The organism is Athalassotoga saccharophila (genome assembly GCF_009936215.1).
In the GTDB taxonomy this organism is placed as follows: domain Bacteria; phylum Thermotogota; class Thermotogae; order Mesoaciditogales; family Mesoaciditogaceae; genus Athalassotoga; species Athalassotoga saccharophila.
The window spans coordinates 761,882-779,626 of record NZ_AP019551.1 but is presented as its reverse complement, the minus strand read 5'-3'; the positions used below and the strand labels follow the sequence as shown (position 1 = coordinate 779,626).

The window sequence follows — 17,745 nt, the reverse complement described above, 5'->3', positions numbered from 1 at the left end:
GTAATACCTTTGAATGATTTTTTTGTCTATTTGATCATAGGAATAGGCGTTGTAGTTGGAATAATCGCAGGACTTTTTTATGTCCAATCTTTGACCTATACAGTATCGGGATACGTCCGTGATTTTGAAGGAAATCCTATAGAAAATGTCATGATAAGTTTTAGCAATGGATATGCTCCCGTCTACACGAATTCTAATGGATACTGGACGAAGAACGGTCTAAAGGGAGATGTAAAGGTAGATGCAAAGAAGGCCGGGTGGAGGTTTACCCCTGCCATAGATGTGAATGGAAATTACCAAAATGCCAACTTCTACGGCATTCAGGAAAAGGTAAATGGAGTCTTTGATGTCGGCAACAAACCACGCGATCTGATCTTGGATCCGAAGGACGGGAAGGGGTACGTAAGCGTCTCTTCACAAAATATCGTTGATGTCTTCGATCTTTCAACCTACAACATTCTCAAACAGATAAATGTTGGAATAGATCCGTGGAAGATGGTCTTTGACCCTCAAAACAACATGGTATACGTTGCAAATTTCGGAGACAATACAGTGACGGTCATAGATGCGAAAACGGATAAGGTCATAACGAATATAAAGGTTGGAAATGAGCCGCTTGGAATTGCACTGAATGCAAAAACAAACAGGATATACGTAGCGAATAACTTTGACAATACTTTAAGCATAATAGATGCATCAACGAATAAAGTCATCGGTACCGTCAACGTTGGCAAAAGTCCTTACGGTATAGCCGTAGACGAAAATAACAATTCGATATACGTGACGAATTCCGGAGACAACACTGTAAGCGTGATAAATGGAAGCACGAATATGGTAATCAATACCGTCAAGGTAGGGAATAATCCGTCCTCTGTCTGCATCGGAAATGGTATCGTGTATGTACTGAATGAATCTGACGGAAGTATAAGCATGATAAAGAATTACGCTGTAATAGGAACATTCAACGTTGGCACTGGTATCAACAGCATGACATACGATCCATCGGTAAATGCCATTTATCTTACCAACTCGAAGGCAGATTCCTTGATCTTTTTGAATGCCCAGACCGAATCGATAATAAGGGTTATATCTGTCGGCCATGAACCCTGTGCCGTGAAGATAGATCAGAATTTGGGCGAAATATACGTTGTGAATTACGGAAGCGGTACAGTAAGCGTTATAAAATGAAGGAGGGATTTATGCTCGATATAAAAGTTATCCGAGAAGACCCGCAAAAGGTAAAGACGCTTCTTGGAAGAAGAGGAGTCCCCGAAAAAGATATAGATGAAATTCTAAGACTGGACGAAAAAATAAGGAAGATGATAACGGATCTGAACTCGATGAGGGCAGAAAGAAACTCCATTTCAAAAGAAATCGCAAAGTTGAAGGCTGCCAAAGACGAAGAAGGAGTGAATAGAATTTTAGATCGCGGCAAGGTTTTGTCCGAAAAAATAAAGAATGACGAAGATGAACTTTCAAAACTCCAATCCCAGTTAAATCAAGCGTTGTTATTCTTGCCCAATATACCCTATGAAAAAGTCCCGTTTGGAAAAGATGAAAATGATAACGTGGAGATAAGAAGATGGGGAGATCCCACAAAGTTCGACTTTAATCCACAGCCTCACTGGGATCTCGGCTCAAAGAGGGGCCTTCTCGATTTTGAAAGGGCTGCCAAGATTTCAGGATCGAGATTCACGATTTTGAAAGGAGACGCCGCCATGATGGAGAGGGCTCTTATCTCCTTCATGATAGATTTGCACACAAAAAAGCATGGATACACAGAGATTCTTCCTCCACACCTTGTCCTCAGGCAAACGATGATCAACACCGGTAAATTACCAAAATTCGAAGAAGAATCTTATTCAACAACCTTAGATGACCTTTTTCTTATTCCGACTGCCGAAGTGCCTCTCTCGGCCATGCACCAAGACGAGATAATAGATGAGAAGGATCTGCCTCTCAAATACGTTTCATACACGCCCTGCTACAGAAGGGAGGCTGGAAGTTACGGAAAAGACGTGCGCGGAATGATAAGGCAACATCAATTTGACAAAGTCGAACTTGTAAAGTACACAAAGCCTGAAGATTCCTATAAAGAACTCGAAAGTCTAACTCACGATGCGGAAGAAGTACTCCAATACCTTGAACTTCCCTACAGGGTCATAGAACTTTGCACCGGAGATATAGGGTTTGTCTCGGCGAGGACGTACGACATAGAGGTATGGCTTCCATCTTACAACAATTACAAAGAGATATCTTCCTGCAGCAATGTTACAGATTTTCAGGCGCGCCGCGCGAATGTGAGGATAAAGAGAAATGACGGTACACTTGAATTTGCCCACACGCTCAACGGTTCGGGCCTTGCCGTTGGAAGAACATTGGTTGCGATCTTCGAAAATTACCAGACTAAAGATGGAAAGATAAGGGTACCGGAAGTTTTAAGAGATTACATGGGAGGAAAGACTGAAATATAGTGTCTGAATTTTTCTTCGCAAGGATAGAAAACGGTATCGCCGAATTTGACGATCATGAGATAAATCACATGAAGGTCATGAGAATAAAAGATGGATCTGAGATATTCTTTACCGATGGTAAAGGTCGCCTTTTCAGAGGCATTCTTTCCAATTACCGATCGAAAGTTGATGATGTTGTCAAGGTCCAAGAAAGAAAGGGACTGAAAATTCATATCATAATTTCTCCGATAAAATGGGAAAGAATGCGTTTTTTAGTCGAAAAAGCGACTGAATTAGAAATTTCTACGCTTGTCTTATCGAATATGGATAGAACCACGAGAAAGGAAACGGAGTCAAAGATAAAGAAGATCGAATTTGTAATGCGCGACGCGCTAAAGCAAAGTGGAAATCTGTACATGCCAGAGATAGTCGATATTAAGGATTTTAAAATTCCACAAAGTGCTGTAAAGATCCTATTCGATCCGGACTCGAAAAAATCGATAAGGGAAATCGATGATTCTTCTGAATATGTTTTGATCTTTGGACCCGAAGGTGGATTTACACAAAGGGAAAAAGAGAGATTTGAATCGATCGGTTTTGAAAAAATAAAGTTAAGCGAAAGAATTTTAAGGGTTGAGACGGCGGTGATCTTCGCTTTATCGTCTATAACAGTACTCAAGGGGGTGTTACGATGATGTACAGTTACACACATATAGAAAAGGAGATATCCAAAAATTACAGAGAAAGGTTGAATGAAACAAAAAAGCCTTCAGAAGTGATGGATGTATTCTCAAAAACGGTCATTGACCTGCTTTCGAGGATAAATGAGGACTTCGCAAAGTACACGCCATCAGACGTTAAACTCGATGTCGATGGCGAGACGAAATACGAAATCTCAGAAAATTTGAAAAAAGATCCCCGATTCGATTACCTTATCAGAGAAAGCGATCTTCCGGCGATAATCGAAAGACTCGCCAAAGATGCCGCAAACAGATATCTCAAACTCGTCAAAGATGACGATAAAACTGCCACATTTAACCTTCCTCCAAAGAGGAAGAATTTTTAATTCCAAACAAAGTTCAAATTTCAATTCGTTCCGGCACAACACGTATCATGTGGCATTGTGCGGCTTTTAAATCGGTATAAAAAGAGAGCCTAAAAGGCTCTCTTTTGATTTTCCCTTTCAAATTCTTTTTTTATGCTGTCTTCAAGTGCGAAAAGGTCTATTTTTTTGTGCTGGCTAAAGATCGAGAATGCGGCTTTTATTATAAGGAGCCTCGGATATTTGACTATCAATATTTTCACGGGATCAACACGATTGTCTTGCATAACATGTTTCACCCCTCACATTTTTGATATTCCTATTGACAATTTGAATCAAATGTTTTATAATAATTAACGCTGTTGGGCTCATAGCTCAGCTGGTAGAGCTCCCGGCCCATAACCGGGCGGTCGATGGTTCGAATCCACCTGAGCCCACCAAAGTTAAAATAAAAGTAACGTTTTCAAAATTATAACACTCTTTAACTATTTTGTCAAATTAAATCCCTGGTTGCCAGGGATTTAATTGTGAGGAGAGATGGCCGAGTGGTCAAAGGCGTACGCCTGGAGAGCGTATGAGCTTAATAGGCTCCGTGGGTTCAAATCCCACTCTCTCCGCCAATTTACCCCATCCAAAGATGGGGTGTTTTTAAAATTCTATTAAATCTTTTATCTTTTGGATTGTTTTTGTTCCTATTCCGCTTACTTTTTTTAGATCTTCCAAATTACGAAAGGGCCCGTGAACTTCTCTGTAGGAGACTATTTCACGGGCCTTAATTTGACCTATCGAAGGAAGGTTTTCTATTTCTTTAGCCGTTGCACTGTTTATATTTATCTTTTGATTGCCTTTAGAAGTGGCGGTAGAAATTCCGGTAATCAATCCAGAAAATTTATCGAGTGTTGAGGGACCTATACCCGGTACTTTTAAAAGGTCTTCAAGATTTTGAAAGGATCCTATCTTTTTCCTGTAATCGACGATCGATCTTGCCTTTGAAGGACCTATGCCTGGCAACATTTCAAGAGTTTTTTCATCTGCCGTATTTATATTCACAGGAAAAACAGACGTCGCATGTGATGTCATTGCCTTATCAGATTTCTTAATTCCTTCCCTCAAAGGCGTGATCGCCGATATGAAAATGCCTATTGCAAAAATTAGAATTATGCTCCCAATTACAATCCTTGTACGCGTACTCATTCATCAAGGTATCTGCCTTATTAGCCAAGACGAAACCGTTGACTGTACTATGGAAGTTACGGCCGGATTTGCGCTTATCGAATTTGCATAACTTAAAGCCGAGTTATAGCCGGTAAAGACTCCTATGAAAAGGGCTGAAAGATTTGAATAATCTATTTTAAAGGCGGGTATTCCAATATTTCTCAGCGCATTGACAAGGGCAAGAACCCTATCGGGATAAGGAGAAGAAAGGATCTGTATCGAGTACGTTGTACCCTTCCCCGGATAGGCAATGTAATAAATCCCATCACTTTTAGTTATTTCGTAAGTGGTGACTCCCGAAAGGATCGCACTCACACCGCTTAAACTCGTTGCCGTTGTAGTAAGAAGGTTAACTGACGGATTCAGCGATGGTGCCGATCCCAAAATAAGAGACATCAAAGGATTCGTAGAAGATGCAACAACGGTCTGCTGGGTCGAAGAGGTTTGAGGCTGTGCCGTTAAACTTTGAAGGTTTGAGATCAAACTCCCAACCTGATTTGAAAGTGCCGAAAGGTTTGATTGGGTTGTCGATATCTTTTGATCCTCGGATAAAATCTTTGCAGAAAGATCGGCATACATATTTTTGACATACGAGGTCAACGATGCAATTGTCGATGACTGGGTTGCGACGATCTTTTCGATCTTTGCAATCTGATCGTTTAAAGATGCCGTTGTGCTTGCCACGTAAGATGTCATCGATGCCACACTCGTCTGGGTTTGAGCGATCTTTTGATCGAAGTTCGAAATTTTGGAAGTCAATACCCCTGCCCAGATGATCGCTACAAGGCCTATTACTATCGAAATTATCAAGAGAATAAATCTGAGATCAAAGTTTTCTTTATCCATTCGAGCACCTCTACGGTATCGTTCTTATGAGCCACGAAGAGGCTCCGGATCCAACTATCGATGTCACGTTAGGAGTTGAGATTGCATTGGCATAAGCAGAGGCAGAATTGTAATCTGGAAAAACTCCTATAAATAGTCCAGATTGAGAAGAATAGTCTATCTTAAAGGCCGGCACTCCCGCGCTCCTTAAAGACTTAACCAGAGCAAGCACCCTGTCCGGATAAGGGGAGGACAATACCTGTATTGAATATGTAACCCCGCTTCCCGGGTACGCAAAATAATAGAGATTGTTCATCTGCGTTATTTCATAAGTATTGGTCGATGAGAGCAAAGGCTTTAGAGTGTCAAGATTCGTAGATGTTATCGTTGTCAGTGAAATGTTCGAACTTAAGGATTCCGGAGCATTTGCCAACAGCAAAGGATAGGTTATAGATTGAAGGCTTATGTAAGTTGACTGCAATGTTGGAAGATTGACTGACACACTTGACGAAAGTCTCGTCGTACTCACACTTTTTAATTTTGCTATACTCGCAGTTAAACTTGCTATGCGAGTTGTCAAAGAAGCGACGGCTGTTTGGGCGCTTGAAGCTTTGCGATCTATGCTGCTTATCTTTCCACTCAACGATGCAACCCATATAAGGGCTCCAAGTGCAACGACTATAAACACGACAAGTAGAACCACTCTTACCACAGAGTACATATTCTGCTTATCCATTTTAACCTCCCTTTATATCAACCCTTTTGAATGGGCCGAATAAATCATTTCTGCCAAAAAGCCCGGAAAAATTTGATAATCCATGGTTTTACCTATTCTTACGGGCAATTTCATCTTCAAAGGCTCATCGTAAGATGAGATCTGATCTATGGCAGAAGAAAAATCGAAATGGGCATTTGAAGACATTTTCAAAACAGAATAAATCTTGTTCATCTCTTCTTCGGAGATAAATCCAAGTTTGTAAGAGACAAAAGATTCGATCATAACACCGTAGTAAAGTGCAACAAGGTACGGAATGTTCAATTGAGAGGCCGTCATAAAAGCACGGGCGCTCTCCTCTCCAACATTTACCTGACCCGTGTTTATCTTCAACCTTAGACTTTCAAAGATCATGTGAGATATAACTTCATAATTTCCGATCAATTCTGAATTGAGTATCTTCTCGACCATGTCAAAAAATTTTTTCGAATGAGAAAGTCCAAAGGATATAGCATGGATCATTGAGAGTTTTTTTTCTTCGACAAGTTGCGTTTTCGTGAATTCAACGATGTTGACAAGCACATCTGGCTGGAACCGCACCTTCATGGCATCCTTTACTCTATCGAAATTAAGATAAACTTCATTTTTGAAAAAACTTTCAAGTTGAGCGCTAAGCGTTGTTGGAACAAAGACGGTATCCAGACGTTTTTTGTACGTTGCAAGGGCAAAACCACACGTATCAAGGACACTTCCACCGCCAATCGCCACAACGACCGGATCGTTCATTTCAGAATTTATTATGAGATTTTGAACGTCCATCATTCCTATGACGGATTTTGCCCTTTCTCCGGCGAAGATCGGCGTACTTTCAGCAGAACTGACGAAATCCGTGTGAAAAAGCCTTATCTTCGAATCAACTATGTAAATGAACTCTCTACCACGATAAAGCGTTTCGATGAATTCTTGGAAATCAGCCTTTTTTTGGAGAAGATAAACAGACATCTTGTTTTGATCATTTCTAACTGGCAAAAAATCGGACACTAACAATTTTTCATTCCCGATGATTCATCACCTGACCAAATTTGACCGTATCAAACCTTTCGACAAGGACCTTACCGTTTCTCACATAGCCAATGGCATTTACAACCGGCTCATTTAAATGGATGACGTAATTGGCTATCTGAATTAATTCCGGTGACATAATGACGGCATATATTATAGCCTCTTCATTTCCCCTCGATCCGGCCCTTATAACGCCTCTGGCCTCTCCTATAACGACGACATTTCCACCGGCTATTATCTCTCCGCCATCGTTAAGATTTCCTATGAGCATTACATCCCCATCGTGCACTATGGCCTGACCAGATCTCACGGTCTTTTTTATAACCTTCGTTGGATTCATACGTGACTTATCTTCTTCATCTACAAGACTCAATTTTTCCTTTACCGAGAGAGTTTTTTGCTTTACATTCTGACTCATTTCACCGACGAGAATTTCGCCCACTTTGAATCCCATCTTTTCAATGAAAGAAATTATCTCCGTTATATCCTTCGAATGTTTTTCCTTATCCTTCAACATGACAGATATCTTATCATCTTCGGCGAAGAAACCATTTAACTGGGAAAATTTGTTGGTTATCTGAACAAAGAGATCGTCCAAGTCATCGTACTCTTCTATGTAAAGCACAACTCCCCTTTTTGTCATTCTCAAATCGACATTTCCCATTACCCCACCTCTTTAAGAAAATCACTTCCTGACGCTGTTGATATATTGAACAACATCTCCAACCGTGACGAACTTTTCAAGTTTATCATCATCAACCTTTATGCCAAATTCATCTTCCAACGCCATGACAAGATCGACGAGATCCAAAGAATCCGCTCCAAGATCATCGACAAAAGAGGACTTTTCTGTTATTTTATCACCTTCGACTCCCAATTTGTCGGAGATAAGTTGTTTGACCTTTTCAAATGTGTCCATATTTTTTCTCCTTTCAAAAATCCTCTGGAAATTCATAACTTATTTTACCAAATTTTTCGTGCGTTATTTCCCTATGCAATGTCAAAAGCGTTCTATTTATATCCAAAACGCCACCTTTAAGAATAAATCCTCTTTGCATTCCGTAACTTTCTATTCTCTTAACTATTGAATCTCCCTCTCCTATCTTTTCTATCAGTTCCGGCTTTATCTTCGAGAGCAAATCTAATTCGTAATACACAAGTGCCTCAAAATCAACCTGCTCGATGTCTATGACGTTGCACAAACCCAATTTAGCGTAAAGTATCTCATTCGAGATCTTTGGATAGGTAATGCCGGGAGTGTCAAGCAATTTCATCTTATCGTCTATTCTTATCCATTGAACAGATCTTGTAACGCCGGGTTTATCTCCGATCGCGGCGGCACGCTTTTTTTTGACCATGTTAACAAGGGTGGATTTGCCAACATTTGGCATACCGACGATCAATATGTTCACCTCATGATCAGATCTAAATGGCATGAAGATCTCCTGAATGTTGGGCATCTCCTTTATCGATCCTGAAAGAGTCTGGCATTCCCTTGAGAACTTCTCAACCCATCTTTTCGTGACATCTTCTTCGGCAAGATCCGCCTTGTTAAGAAAGATGAGACGCTTTTTGTCTTTGAAATACGGCTCTATATCGAGAGGCCTTGTCGCCATTGGAGCCCTTGCGTCAACGATCTCTATTATACCGCTTACGAGTTTTATAAGGGATTTTATGGCCCTTTTGGCTTTTTCTATATGAGATGGGTACCATACTTCCATTATTTCATCACTCCAAACCTGTTAAGAGGCCATATTCTCAAAAATGGCGTGCCTATCATATTTGACATCGGCACAAAGCCCCAGTACCTGCTGTCAAAAGAATCTGTCGTGTTATCACCCATGGCAAAAAAATATCCTTTAGGTACGTGAATGACTATATTGCCCGAAGCATCTTCGGTAACATAATTTCCCCACTTCGAGACAACAGAGTTGTAATACGTCGTATAATCCATGTCTTGGTTGTAGTATACAAAGAAATTATAGTTTGGATTTATATATTTATTAGGATAAGCCATTTCTTTGTAAAAATTCGGATCGTTGAAAATCCCAGCACTAATATATTCAATTTTTTTAAGTCCATCGGGTATCTTGCCGTTTATTTCAACTTCATAAGCTTGGTAAAAATAAACTATCTTATTAGATTCAACTTCTTGCTTTATTGGTTGGGCTCCAAATATAACAGGTTGATTTATTGTTTTAAAATATTTATTAGCTATTGGAACAAGTTGAACGGTGTCCCCTCCTACCGCTATGAGCCTTTTTACGTATTTCACATGGCCCGCGTAATGGACAGGACTTAAAGCGTCCATAAACCTGTCAAAAGGTCCAAGCATTGCCAAAGAAGATTTATCGACAAATGGCGTCCAGAAGACTATTATGTCTCCTATTTTAAGATCCTTGTATTTCCACGATATCTGATCCACGAAGATCCTATCTCCGGGCATTATCGTAGGTATCATAGAACCCGTGGGAACGATCATCGTATCGAGAACAAAGAGTTTTACGGGTATGACTATAAGTATCGCTATAACGATGGCTTTTATCCATTCCCACGTCTCATGTTTTACTCTTTTGGATAGATCACCAGATTTTTTGGCCGTTTTGTTCGCCACTTCAAACACCTTAATTTGAAGGCATCTGGCGTTTTTCCTTCATTCTCGCTTTTTTGCCTTTCAAGGCCCTTATGTAATAGAGTTTCGCCCTTCTTACTTTGTTGTGTCTGACGATCGTAATATCCTTTATAGACGGAGAATTGAAGGGGAAAATTCTCTCCACTCCTATGGCGTTATGTGAGATCTTTCTGACTGTAAATGTTCTTCCGCCAGAGGATCCAGACATCGCTATAACTGTCCCTTCAAAAACCTGGCCCCTTTCCTTTCCTCCTTCCACAACTGAAGTCGTAACCTTTACCACATCCCCTATGGATATCTTTGGTAACTCCTTTTTATCGGGCAGTTCTATGGCCCTTATAAGTTGATCCATTTTAAATGACCTCCTTTTAGATCAATTCTCCTATCGCTCTATCCAAAGTTATGGCAACAGCCGATCTTACAGAAAGATGATTGTAATCCGAAAAAGCCCTTATTGGCTCTAAAGATATATCACACGTCTCAAGAATTTCCTTCGGCATTCCCTGTCCAGTTCCGAAAAGAAACAAAAAAGGTCTTTCATCTCTAACGATCATGTTTCTTAAGGTCGCGTAAGAGACCATATTGTCTCTTTTCTTTGCAGACGTGAAAATCTTTACAGGTTCACATCCTTCTACTCTGGTAATGTCTTCTATCAAATCTTCGTAGTAAGAGACCATCTTGACAAGTTTTAAAGCCTCAAACCTTGAAGAATTGTAATTTTTTCCGAAATCACTTCCCCAAAAATTCAAAACCCTTAAAACTATTTGTTTCTGGACGGGAAGGTTGTTGACTATGTAATACTTCTTGACAAGATAGGTTCTGCAAGTTCTCGCTATATCGTGAACATCCATATTCACGACTGCGGTCGTTACTATTCTTCCATCCTTGCCAATGGAAGGGTAATGCAAAACTCCAACGTATATTTTGTCTAACATGTCTTCTCCCTGAGCAATTCCACTATGGCCGCCTTTTCCTCAAGGGTGAAATCTCTTTTCAAAAAAAGATCCGGCCTCTTTTTTGCAGTCCTAATTATCGCATCTTTAAGAAGATATTTTCCTATTTTTGCGTGATCTCCGCATCTCAATATCTCGGGAACTTCCATTCCCCTGTAAGATGGCGGCCTCGTGTAATTGGAGTGATCCAGAAGGCCCGCAAAAAATGAGTCATCCTTGACAGAAGCGTGTTTTCCAACAACGCCCGGAATCATCCTTGCGATTGCCTCTATGAAGACCATCGTTACACTTTCACCACCGCTTACAACGAAATCTCCTATAGATATTTCCTCGTCAACGATCGACATGATCCTCTCATCTATTCCCTCGTATCTTCCGCACAAAAACATCACATCGGATTTAGACGAAAGTTCTATCGCTTTTTGCTGATCGAAGATCTCTCCCTGTGGAGAAGGATAGACAATCCACGGCCTTCCGTAATTTTTGACATATTCATCGAACATCTCAAAGACCGGCTCAACCTTCATCACCATTCCGATTCCAGTACCATAAGTGTAATCGTCCGTGGTCTTATGTCTGTCGTGAGTATAGTCTCTCAAATTTATAACGGTGAATTCTATCCTTTTTGAACTTATGGCCCTCCCGACGACTCCAAATTTCACGAAGGAATCAAAAAGTTCAGGAATGGTCGTTACAACTTCGATCTTCAAATCAGAACCACTCCATCTTTCTAACCGTTATTCTGTGATTTTTAAGATCCATCTCCAAGATGTAATCTTTTATAACCGGAACCAAAATCTCTTCATTTCCAATCACGAGAACATCGTTAGATCCTGTCCTTATAACATCAGTTACGATTCCGGCCTCGCTCCCATCCTCGTAATAGACTGTGGATTCGATAAGTTGGTAAAAATAATATTCATTCTCTCTTAAAACGGGCAGGTCTGATTCATCGACGTATATCATTTGACCTGCAAGGTTTTTGACCTTATCCACGGAATCGAATCCATCAAATCCTATTATCTGGTGATTGCTCATTTTAGCAAGAGAGTTTATCCTTATTTTTGAAACTTTTTTGGAGTTACGTCCTATCCACACATCATGGTTTAAGAAATTCTTCATATCACGATCTTCTATGTAGGGATAGAACTTAACCTTTCCATTCAGGCCGAAAACTGAAAAAACCTTTCCTATCGCGACAAGATTCATCTGATCACCTTTAATTCAAAATCCCCCTCGCCATTTTTCAAAGATCTAAGGATTAACTCTATCGATTTTATAGTTCTTCCATCTTTGCCTATTATCTGTCCTATGTCCTCGTCTGACACAAAGATCTCGTAAATGGTCTTTCCATCCTCAAAACTTTCTTTGATTCTTACAAATTCTGGCTCTTTGCAAACGGATTTTATCATGAATTCAAGAGATTCTTTTACGTCCACGATTATCCCTTTACAAAGCGTTTTTCATGGTAAGATTTCATTATTCCATTTTTAGAAAGCAGAGATCTAACGGTCTCCGTTGGCTGGGCTCCGTGCTCGAGCCAGTAAAGAGTCCTTTCATCGTCTATTTTGACCTCAAATGGCTCTTTCATCGGATTGTAATAACCAAGAGACTCTATGTAAGCACCATCCCTTGACTTTGAAGATTCAACGACGATGATTCTGTAAAAAGGTTGACCTCTTTTTCCCATTCTGGTAAGTTTGATCTTAACCATTTTGCACCTCCTTATTTCATCTGAAAAGGGAACTTCCCTAATTTATCGATCTTATTGAATTTTTTAAGCATTTTTTTCATGTCTTCATAGTTTTTCATGAGTTTGTTCACTTCGGAAAGAGGTCTTCCGCTTCCCTTCGCAATTCTTTCTTTTCTTGAAAAATTTATTATCTCGGGATTGGATCTTTCCTTCTTTGTCATTGAATTTATTATGGCCTCGACATGCTTTACCTGTTCATCGTCGATCTTAAGGTCTTTGACATTCTGAGCACCCGGAATCATTTCCAAAATGGAAGAAAGAGATCCCATCTTTTTTATCTGGTGGATTTGATCTAAAAAGTCATCAAAAGTGAACTGGGCCTTTTTAAGTCTCTTTTCCATTTCTTCCATCTTTTTCTTATCGAGACCTTGCTGAACTTTTTCAACGAGAGAAACTATGTCTCCCATGCCAAGAATCCTCGAGACGATCCTGTCTGGATAAAAAAGATCGAATTGATCTAACTTTTCTCCGGTGCTCGAGAATTTTATTGGCTTGCCTGTTACGTACTTTGTGGATAGCGCAATTCCTCCTCTTGCATCTCCATCGAGTTTTGTTATTATAAAGCCTGTCACCGAAAGCCTTTTATCGAATTCGACTGCCGCGTTAACTACATCTTGACCGGCCATAGAGTCGAGCACCATCAACACTTCATCGGGTTTTACTACTTTCGCTATTTCTTCGGCCTCTTTCATCATCTCTTCGTCTATTTGAAGCCTTCCTGCAGTATCGACGATCACAACGTCACAACCTTTTTTCACAGCGAAATCAAGGGATTCCCGAGCGATCTTGTAAGGATCTTTTCTGTCTCCGTAAAAGACCGGTATGTCGACACTTTTGCCGAGAGCCTCGAGTTGATCTATCGCGGCAGGCCTATGAACATCATCTGCGACAAGCAATGGATTCCTTCCATTTTTCTTTTTAAGCCACAAAGCAAGTTTGGCAGCCGAAGTTGTCTTTCCGCTTCCCTGAAGGCCGACGATCAGGATAACTGCAGGCCTTGAGTGCAGATCCAAAGAAGCCGTCTCTCCAAAGAGTTTAAGCAGTTCGTCGTTGACTATCTTTATAAACTGCTGATCCGGAGAGATATTTTGAATGACCTTTTCTCCTATTGCACGCTGGGAGATCCTGTCGGTCAGTTCCTTTACGACCTTGTAATTAACATCGGCCTCCAGCAGTGACATCTTAACCTGTTTGACGGCATCTTGAATATTTTTCTCTGTTATCTTTCCCTTTCCCCTTAAAATCTTAAATGCTTCCGATAACTTGCTCTGTAAACTTTCAAACATTTACCCACCTCTCGGTAAGTATACTCTATAAGGCACTTTTAAGTCAATTAAGAAAAATGAAACAATTTGTGAATGACATGGGCAAAGGAAGAGCGGTCCAAAAAGTTGAATAATATTTTGAGGTGATCCGATGAAACGAATATTTTTATTTTCAATAATACTTGTAACACTTTCCATATTACTTGCAGGATGCATGAATTTTTCAGGTCCTGAGATGCCTTCGATATCATTTAGTCCTTCCAATTTTGTGGCCGGACAAACTGTAAAGATAACGGTGCAATCCAACGATCTGTATTCTAACCTCACATGTGCACTTTCCATTGATGGCCAAACTCTTCAGATTACGGGTACGAATGATACCTTTATCGCCACATGGACGGCCGTAAGCGGAGTGCACACAATAGTCGCAACTGTTACGGATTCTTACAATCACTCTTCTTCAAATTCAAAGATCATAGATGTCTCCCTGCCATATCCTCCGAAGATATACAACATTTCCATCTCGCCATCAAATCCTCAAGGTGGTCAGATCATGTCCTTTACCTTCTCGTCAACCTCACAAATAGGCCTTTCTTCAGAGGAAGTAAGTCTCGATTCACACCCATTGCCTGTGATAGCGATCTCGCCATCGACCTTTCTTTCGACCTCCACAATTACCCCGGGCAACCATACGATCTCGATAAATGTCTCCGACAAAATAGGCACAACTTCTTCAACTTCTATCTATTTTACGGCATCAAACTATCCCTATCCACAGATAAAAAATGTTTCATGGACACCTCAATATCCTTCGATCTCGAATTCTTACGTGACCTTTAAAGTTTCCGGATACGACCCCATTGGCTTTACGCCTTACATAACCGTTGACGATCTCCCACTCAACGTTGCACCATCTTCATCATCTTCAACGACCTACGTTGCAACATGGACTGTTGTCGCCGGATACCACACAGTCAACGTGATTTTGAAAGATTCTCTTGGGTGGTTTAACGAGAAGACCTACCATATAGCCGTAACACCCCAGACCAACAACATGGTAATTGAGGCAGGAATAACGCCTTCAAATATCCAGCATGGTCAAAGTGCGACCATAACTGCCGTCGTTTACAATTACTATCCACCAATGAAAACAATAAGACTTTACATAGACGGTGGTCTTGTATACACGGCCTATTCCACAGATACTCTAACTTACAGATTTAATCCATCCGATGGATTTCACACAGTAACTATCGTCGCAAATGACAATTTTGAAATGCAATCCACATCATTTAACTTCAACGTTTCATACAATCCAAAATCATATCCACCCTATCTTTCTGCGACATTTACCCCATACGCAACTACCGGAATCCCAAAGATCTTAACCGTCAAGACATACGCAACGGCCCCCGGGGCATCTATACAGTTCGTCAATTTCTATAATATTCTTAATTCATCAAGCATAGGAAGTGTCTCAAGTGGAAATAACAACATGTATGCGATATCTTGGACTCCAGACAAGGCCGGAGTAATACCGATAAGGATAGAAAGCGTTGATTCAAACAACACGATATCTTCCACGATAGTGAATTTGAATGTTTTACCCAATTACATAAACAATTATGGTCCGATAATATATCCCTATATCTCTTCTCTGGTCGAGCAATCAGATTTTGTGACCTTCGGTGCGAGCGTCCTCTCTCAAAGCAAAATCGCGAATGTCGAGATGTGGATAGACAATATCCCTCTTACCCCATCCAAAAGCGCGACTGGCCTTTACACGATCAACTGGATCGCCTCGGCAACTGGCACACATCTTTTCAAAGTCTACGCACAAGACATCCTCGGCAGATCCTCAACGTCTAACTTCTATTTTTACGTCTATCCAGGAACTTTGCCGGAGATTCAAGCATTTGCAACTCCGGTCTCGATATACCTTGGAGGCCAGATAACTCTTGGATCCACCGTAATCCAATCAAGCGCGGCGATAAATTACGTTAATTTCTATGTCGATGGAAATGAAATAGGATCGGTAAGTGCGCCTCCGTACATATTACGCTGGACTCCACAGGTTCAAGGGTCGCACACTTTGATGGTTGAGGCCGTCAATGCTTACGGAAAGAAAGGGTATTCAAGCGCTTATTTCAACGTCTTCAAAGACACAACGCCACCGAATCTCGAGATCTCAGCACCGTCAACGGCGTCTACAAACTCGACGATTCACATAAGTGCGCGTGCGACTGATTTGATAAGCGGAATTAATTACCTCGAGTTGCAGATCTACTCTTCGATAGATCCACAACCATATCCAAATCTGATACCCATTGTCGTAAAAAACTTCAAATCAAATGCCTTTGAATTTGACTGGCAACCGACAGGTTCTGCAACATATACGATATACGTTATGGCCTACGATAACGCGGGGAATATGACAAAGAGAACTTCAATTATAACCGTAAAATAATGAACTTGACAATATGAACCATTTTTACCGAATCTAACAGGCGATTTGGCACGTAGCGAATGGCATGCCACATGCCAAAACCACCTGACGTAGAGATTTGAAATTTGATTTATTTCAAATCTTTCGGAAAAGTTATTCCTTCTTTTACCTCTCCAAAGAGAATTTCAATTGCCTTCTGAACCTGAGGATCGGAGAAGTCTATCTGGGCCATGCTTTGTGTGGACATAACAACGCTTTGAATTAAGGCCTTGTAACTTTCGTTTTGAGTTGGCGTGGCGCCAGCCGAGACAACGTAGTCAGGCTCTATCCCTTTAAGGTTTATATCCTGACCATTCGGTGTGAAGTAATGATCTGTAACCAAGAGCAATAAGCCGCCATTGCTGAGTTTGAATTCAGTCTGGACGGCAGCCTTACCGAAGGTTCTTTCTCCAACCAAAACCCCAACATGATTGTCCCTTAAAGCGGCCGATACTATTTCGGAAGAGGAAGCCGATCCGTTATTCACGAGTACGACAACGGGTATTTTGGGATCAAGTCCTCCGTAGGAGAAGAATGGATACTCGTCTCCGTTTTTGTCCCTCATGGTGATTATCAACTTGCCCTTTGGCAAGAATTGACTTGCGACATCGAGGGCTGCCGTGAATAATCCACCCGGATTGTCTCTGAGATCTAAGATCAAAGCCTGAATGTGATCGTTTAAAAGAGATGCAAAGGCCTTATTGAAATCACTGGCAGTAGTCTCACTGAAATTCGTTATTCTAATGTAACCTATTTTGACGGAAGAGGCCTCAAATGTTGTGTATTTGACAGTTTTTAACTCTATCTTTGCCCTCGTTATTTTCAAAGTCATCGTCGCATTGTCAGAGGGTCTGTAGAGAACGATCGTAACAGTCGATCCCGGGGTGCCTCTCAACGCGTTAACGGCATTCACATATCCGAGAGATTTTACACTTGTACCGTCTATCGACATTATAAGGTCGCCGCTCTTTATTCCAGCCCTTTCGGCGGGTGATCCGTACATAGGACTTATTACCTCGATTGCATTCCTTGTTGCATTGTAAGTTACCTCGGTGCCTATTCCACCGTACTGGGATGAGGTCTGGATGTTAAACTCGCTTGCCTCGCTCGGTGAAAAGTAGTAGGTGAAATGACTTCCAAGATTTGAGATTATGGCATTTATCGCCGCATCCTGAAGTTTTTCAAAATCCACAGAAGATCCGTTGTAATAATACATCTTTATGAGTTTCAAAACCTCTCCAACCGTGTCAGAATTCGACTGCGCTATATTTTCAGTTGCCCATGCAATTCCGATCAAGGCCGATATTAAAAATATGGCCACAATTATCTTTTGGTATCTTCTCAT

The 17,745-nt window shown here is 40.9% G+C and carries 22 protein-coding genes and 2 tRNA genes; 7 read left to right on the top strand and 17 right to left on the bottom strand.

Features of this window, described 5'->3' with window-relative positions:
- Nucleotides 1-9: 9 nt before the first annotated feature.
- The 4 genes from ATHSA_RS03920 to ATHSA_RS03905 are packed head-to-tail and all read left to right on the top strand — an operon-like array spanning nucleotide 10 to nucleotide 3,519.
- A complete protein-coding gene (locus ATHSA_RS03920) occupies nucleotides 10-1,188 on the top strand; it encodes a YncE family protein (RefSeq protein ID WP_161847851.1) in 1,179 nt (392 codons plus the stop codon).
- Between the two features lie 11 nt (nucleotides 1,189-1,199).
- Entirely contained in the window at nucleotides 1,200-2,474 is a 1,275-nt protein-coding gene (gene serS, locus ATHSA_RS03915; protein WP_161847850.1) for a serine--tRNA ligase, read from the top strand.
- A complete protein-coding gene (locus ATHSA_RS03910) occupies nucleotides 2,474-3,148 on the top strand; it encodes a 16S rRNA (uracil(1498)-N(3))-methyltransferase (RefSeq protein ID WP_161847849.1) in 675 nt (224 codons plus the stop codon). The genes serS and ATHSA_RS03910 overlap by 1 nt, the downstream gene beginning before the upstream one ends.
- Nucleotides 3,145-3,519 carry a hypothetical protein gene (locus ATHSA_RS03905; RefSeq protein ID WP_161847848.1) on the top strand — a complete coding sequence of 125 codons (375 nt, stop codon included), beginning with the start codon at nucleotides 3,145-3,147 and terminating at the stop codon, nucleotides 3,517-3,519. Before ATHSA_RS03910 ends, ATHSA_RS03905 begins: the two co-directional genes overlap by 4 nt.
- A gap of 89 nt (nucleotides 3,520-3,608) precedes the next feature.
- On the opposite strand, the gene ATHSA_RS03900 is transcribed toward ATHSA_RS03905, so the two are convergent.
- A complete protein-coding gene (locus ATHSA_RS03900; RefSeq protein ID WP_161847847.1) occupies nucleotides 3,609-3,782 on the bottom strand; it encodes a hypothetical protein in 174 nt (57 codons plus the stop codon).
- A gap of 77 nt (nucleotides 3,783-3,859) precedes the next feature.
- On the opposite strand from ATHSA_RS03900, the gene ATHSA_RS03895 reads away from it, so the two are divergent.
- Nucleotides 3,860-3,935, top strand: a tRNA-Met gene (locus tag ATHSA_RS03895).
- 91 nt (nucleotides 3,936-4,026) lie between these two features.
- Nucleotides 4,027-4,115, top strand: a tRNA-Ser gene (locus ATHSA_RS03890).
- A gap of 28 nt (nucleotides 4,116-4,143) precedes the next feature.
- Here the strand turns inward: ATHSA_RS03890 and ATHSA_RS03885 are convergent.
- The 15 genes from ATHSA_RS03885 to ffh are packed head-to-tail and all read right to left on the bottom strand — an operon-like array spanning nucleotide 4,144 to nucleotide 13,936.
- Nucleotides 4,144-4,689 carry a ComEA family DNA-binding protein gene (locus tag ATHSA_RS03885; protein WP_232060130.1) on the bottom strand — a complete coding sequence of 182 codons (546 nt, stop codon included), beginning with the start codon at nucleotides 4,687-4,689 and terminating at the stop codon, nucleotides 4,144-4,146.
- Nucleotides 4,690-4,692: 3 nt separating this feature from the next.
- Nucleotides 4,693-5,556: a hypothetical protein gene (locus ATHSA_RS03880; RefSeq protein ID WP_161847845.1), complete on the bottom strand. Its 864-nt coding sequence runs from the start codon at nucleotides 5,554-5,556 to the stop codon at nucleotides 4,693-4,695.
- Between the two features lie 10 nt (nucleotides 5,557-5,566).
- A complete protein-coding gene (locus tag ATHSA_RS03875) occupies nucleotides 5,567-6,271 on the bottom strand; it encodes an SPOR domain-containing protein (RefSeq protein WP_161847844.1) in 705 nt (234 codons plus the stop codon).
- A 12-nt stretch (nucleotides 6,272-6,283) separates the two neighbouring features.
- Nucleotides 6,284-7,252 carry a dehydroquinate synthase/iron-containing alcohol dehydrogenase family protein gene (locus ATHSA_RS03870; RefSeq protein ID WP_232060129.1) on the bottom strand — a complete coding sequence of 323 codons (969 nt, stop codon included), beginning with the start codon at nucleotides 7,250-7,252 and terminating at the stop codon, nucleotides 6,284-6,286.
- A 49-nt stretch (nucleotides 7,253-7,301) separates the two neighbouring features.
- Complete coding sequence (gene minC / locus ATHSA_RS03865) at nucleotides 7,302-7,976, bottom strand: septum site-determining protein MinC (protein WP_161847842.1); 675 nt, start codon at nucleotides 7,974-7,976, stop codon at nucleotides 7,302-7,304.
- 21 nt (nucleotides 7,977-7,997) lie between these two features.
- Nucleotides 7,998-8,231, bottom strand: coding sequence for an acyl carrier protein (locus ATHSA_RS03860; RefSeq protein WP_161847841.1), 234 nt, complete (start codon nucleotides 8,229-8,231; stop codon nucleotides 7,998-8,000).
- Between the two features lie 13 nt (nucleotides 8,232-8,244).
- Nucleotides 8,245-9,033 (bottom strand): ribosome biogenesis GTPase YlqF, encoded by a 789-nt coding sequence (gene ylqF, locus ATHSA_RS03855; protein WP_161847840.1) that lies wholly within the window; start codon nucleotides 9,031-9,033, stop codon nucleotides 8,245-8,247.
- Nucleotides 9,033-9,926, bottom strand: a complete 894-nt coding sequence (gene lepB / locus ATHSA_RS03850) for a signal peptidase I (RefSeq protein WP_161847839.1) — start codon at nucleotides 9,924-9,926, stop codon at nucleotides 9,033-9,035. Before lepB ends, ylqF begins: the two co-directional genes overlap by 1 nt.
- 10 nt (nucleotides 9,927-9,936) lie before the next feature.
- On the bottom strand, nucleotides 9,937-10,296 hold the full coding sequence (rplS, locus tag ATHSA_RS03845; protein ID WP_161847838.1) for a 50S ribosomal protein L19: 360 nt from the start codon (nucleotides 10,294-10,296) through the stop codon (nucleotides 9,937-9,939).
- Nucleotides 10,297-10,312: 16 nt separating this feature from the next.
- Nucleotides 10,313-10,879, bottom strand: coding sequence for an RNA methyltransferase (locus ATHSA_RS03840; RefSeq protein ID WP_161847837.1), 567 nt, complete (start codon nucleotides 10,877-10,879; stop codon nucleotides 10,313-10,315).
- Complete coding sequence (gene trmD, locus ATHSA_RS03835) at nucleotides 10,873-11,607, bottom strand: tRNA (guanosine(37)-N1)-methyltransferase TrmD (protein ID WP_161847836.1); 735 nt, start codon at nucleotides 11,605-11,607, stop codon at nucleotides 10,873-10,875. Before trmD ends, ATHSA_RS03840 begins: the two co-directional genes overlap by 7 nt.
- A gap of 1 nt (nucleotide 11,608) precedes the next feature.
- Complete coding sequence (gene rimM, locus ATHSA_RS03830; protein ID WP_161847835.1) at nucleotides 11,609-12,106, bottom strand: ribosome maturation factor RimM; 498 nt, start codon at nucleotides 12,104-12,106, stop codon at nucleotides 11,609-11,611.
- Nucleotides 12,103-12,336: a KH domain-containing protein gene (locus ATHSA_RS03825; RefSeq protein WP_197739225.1), complete on the bottom strand. Its 234-nt coding sequence runs from the start codon at nucleotides 12,334-12,336 to the stop codon at nucleotides 12,103-12,105. Before ATHSA_RS03825 ends, rimM begins: the two co-directional genes overlap by 4 nt.
- A gap of 2 nt (nucleotides 12,337-12,338) precedes the next feature.
- Nucleotides 12,339-12,611 (bottom strand): 30S ribosomal protein S16, encoded by a 273-nt coding sequence (gene rpsP, locus ATHSA_RS03820; RefSeq protein ID WP_161847834.1) that lies wholly within the window; start codon nucleotides 12,609-12,611, stop codon nucleotides 12,339-12,341.
- Between the two features lie 11 nt (nucleotides 12,612-12,622).
- Nucleotides 12,623-13,936: a signal recognition particle protein gene (gene ffh / locus ATHSA_RS03815; protein ID WP_161847833.1), complete on the bottom strand. Its 1,314-nt coding sequence runs from the start codon at nucleotides 13,934-13,936 to the stop codon at nucleotides 12,623-12,625.
- Between the two features lie 130 nt (nucleotides 13,937-14,066).
- Here ffh and ATHSA_RS03810 point away from each other — a divergent pair, with 130 nt between their 5' ends.
- Entirely contained in the window at nucleotides 14,067-16,382 is a 2,316-nt protein-coding gene (locus ATHSA_RS03810) for an Ig-like domain-containing protein (RefSeq protein WP_161847832.1), read from the top strand.
- Nucleotides 16,383-16,491: 109 nt separating this feature from the next.
- Here the strand turns inward: ATHSA_RS03810 and ATHSA_RS03805 are convergent, their stop codons facing one another.
- A complete protein-coding gene (locus ATHSA_RS03805; RefSeq protein WP_161847831.1) occupies nucleotides 16,492-17,745 on the bottom strand; it encodes a S41 family peptidase in 1,254 nt (417 codons plus the stop codon).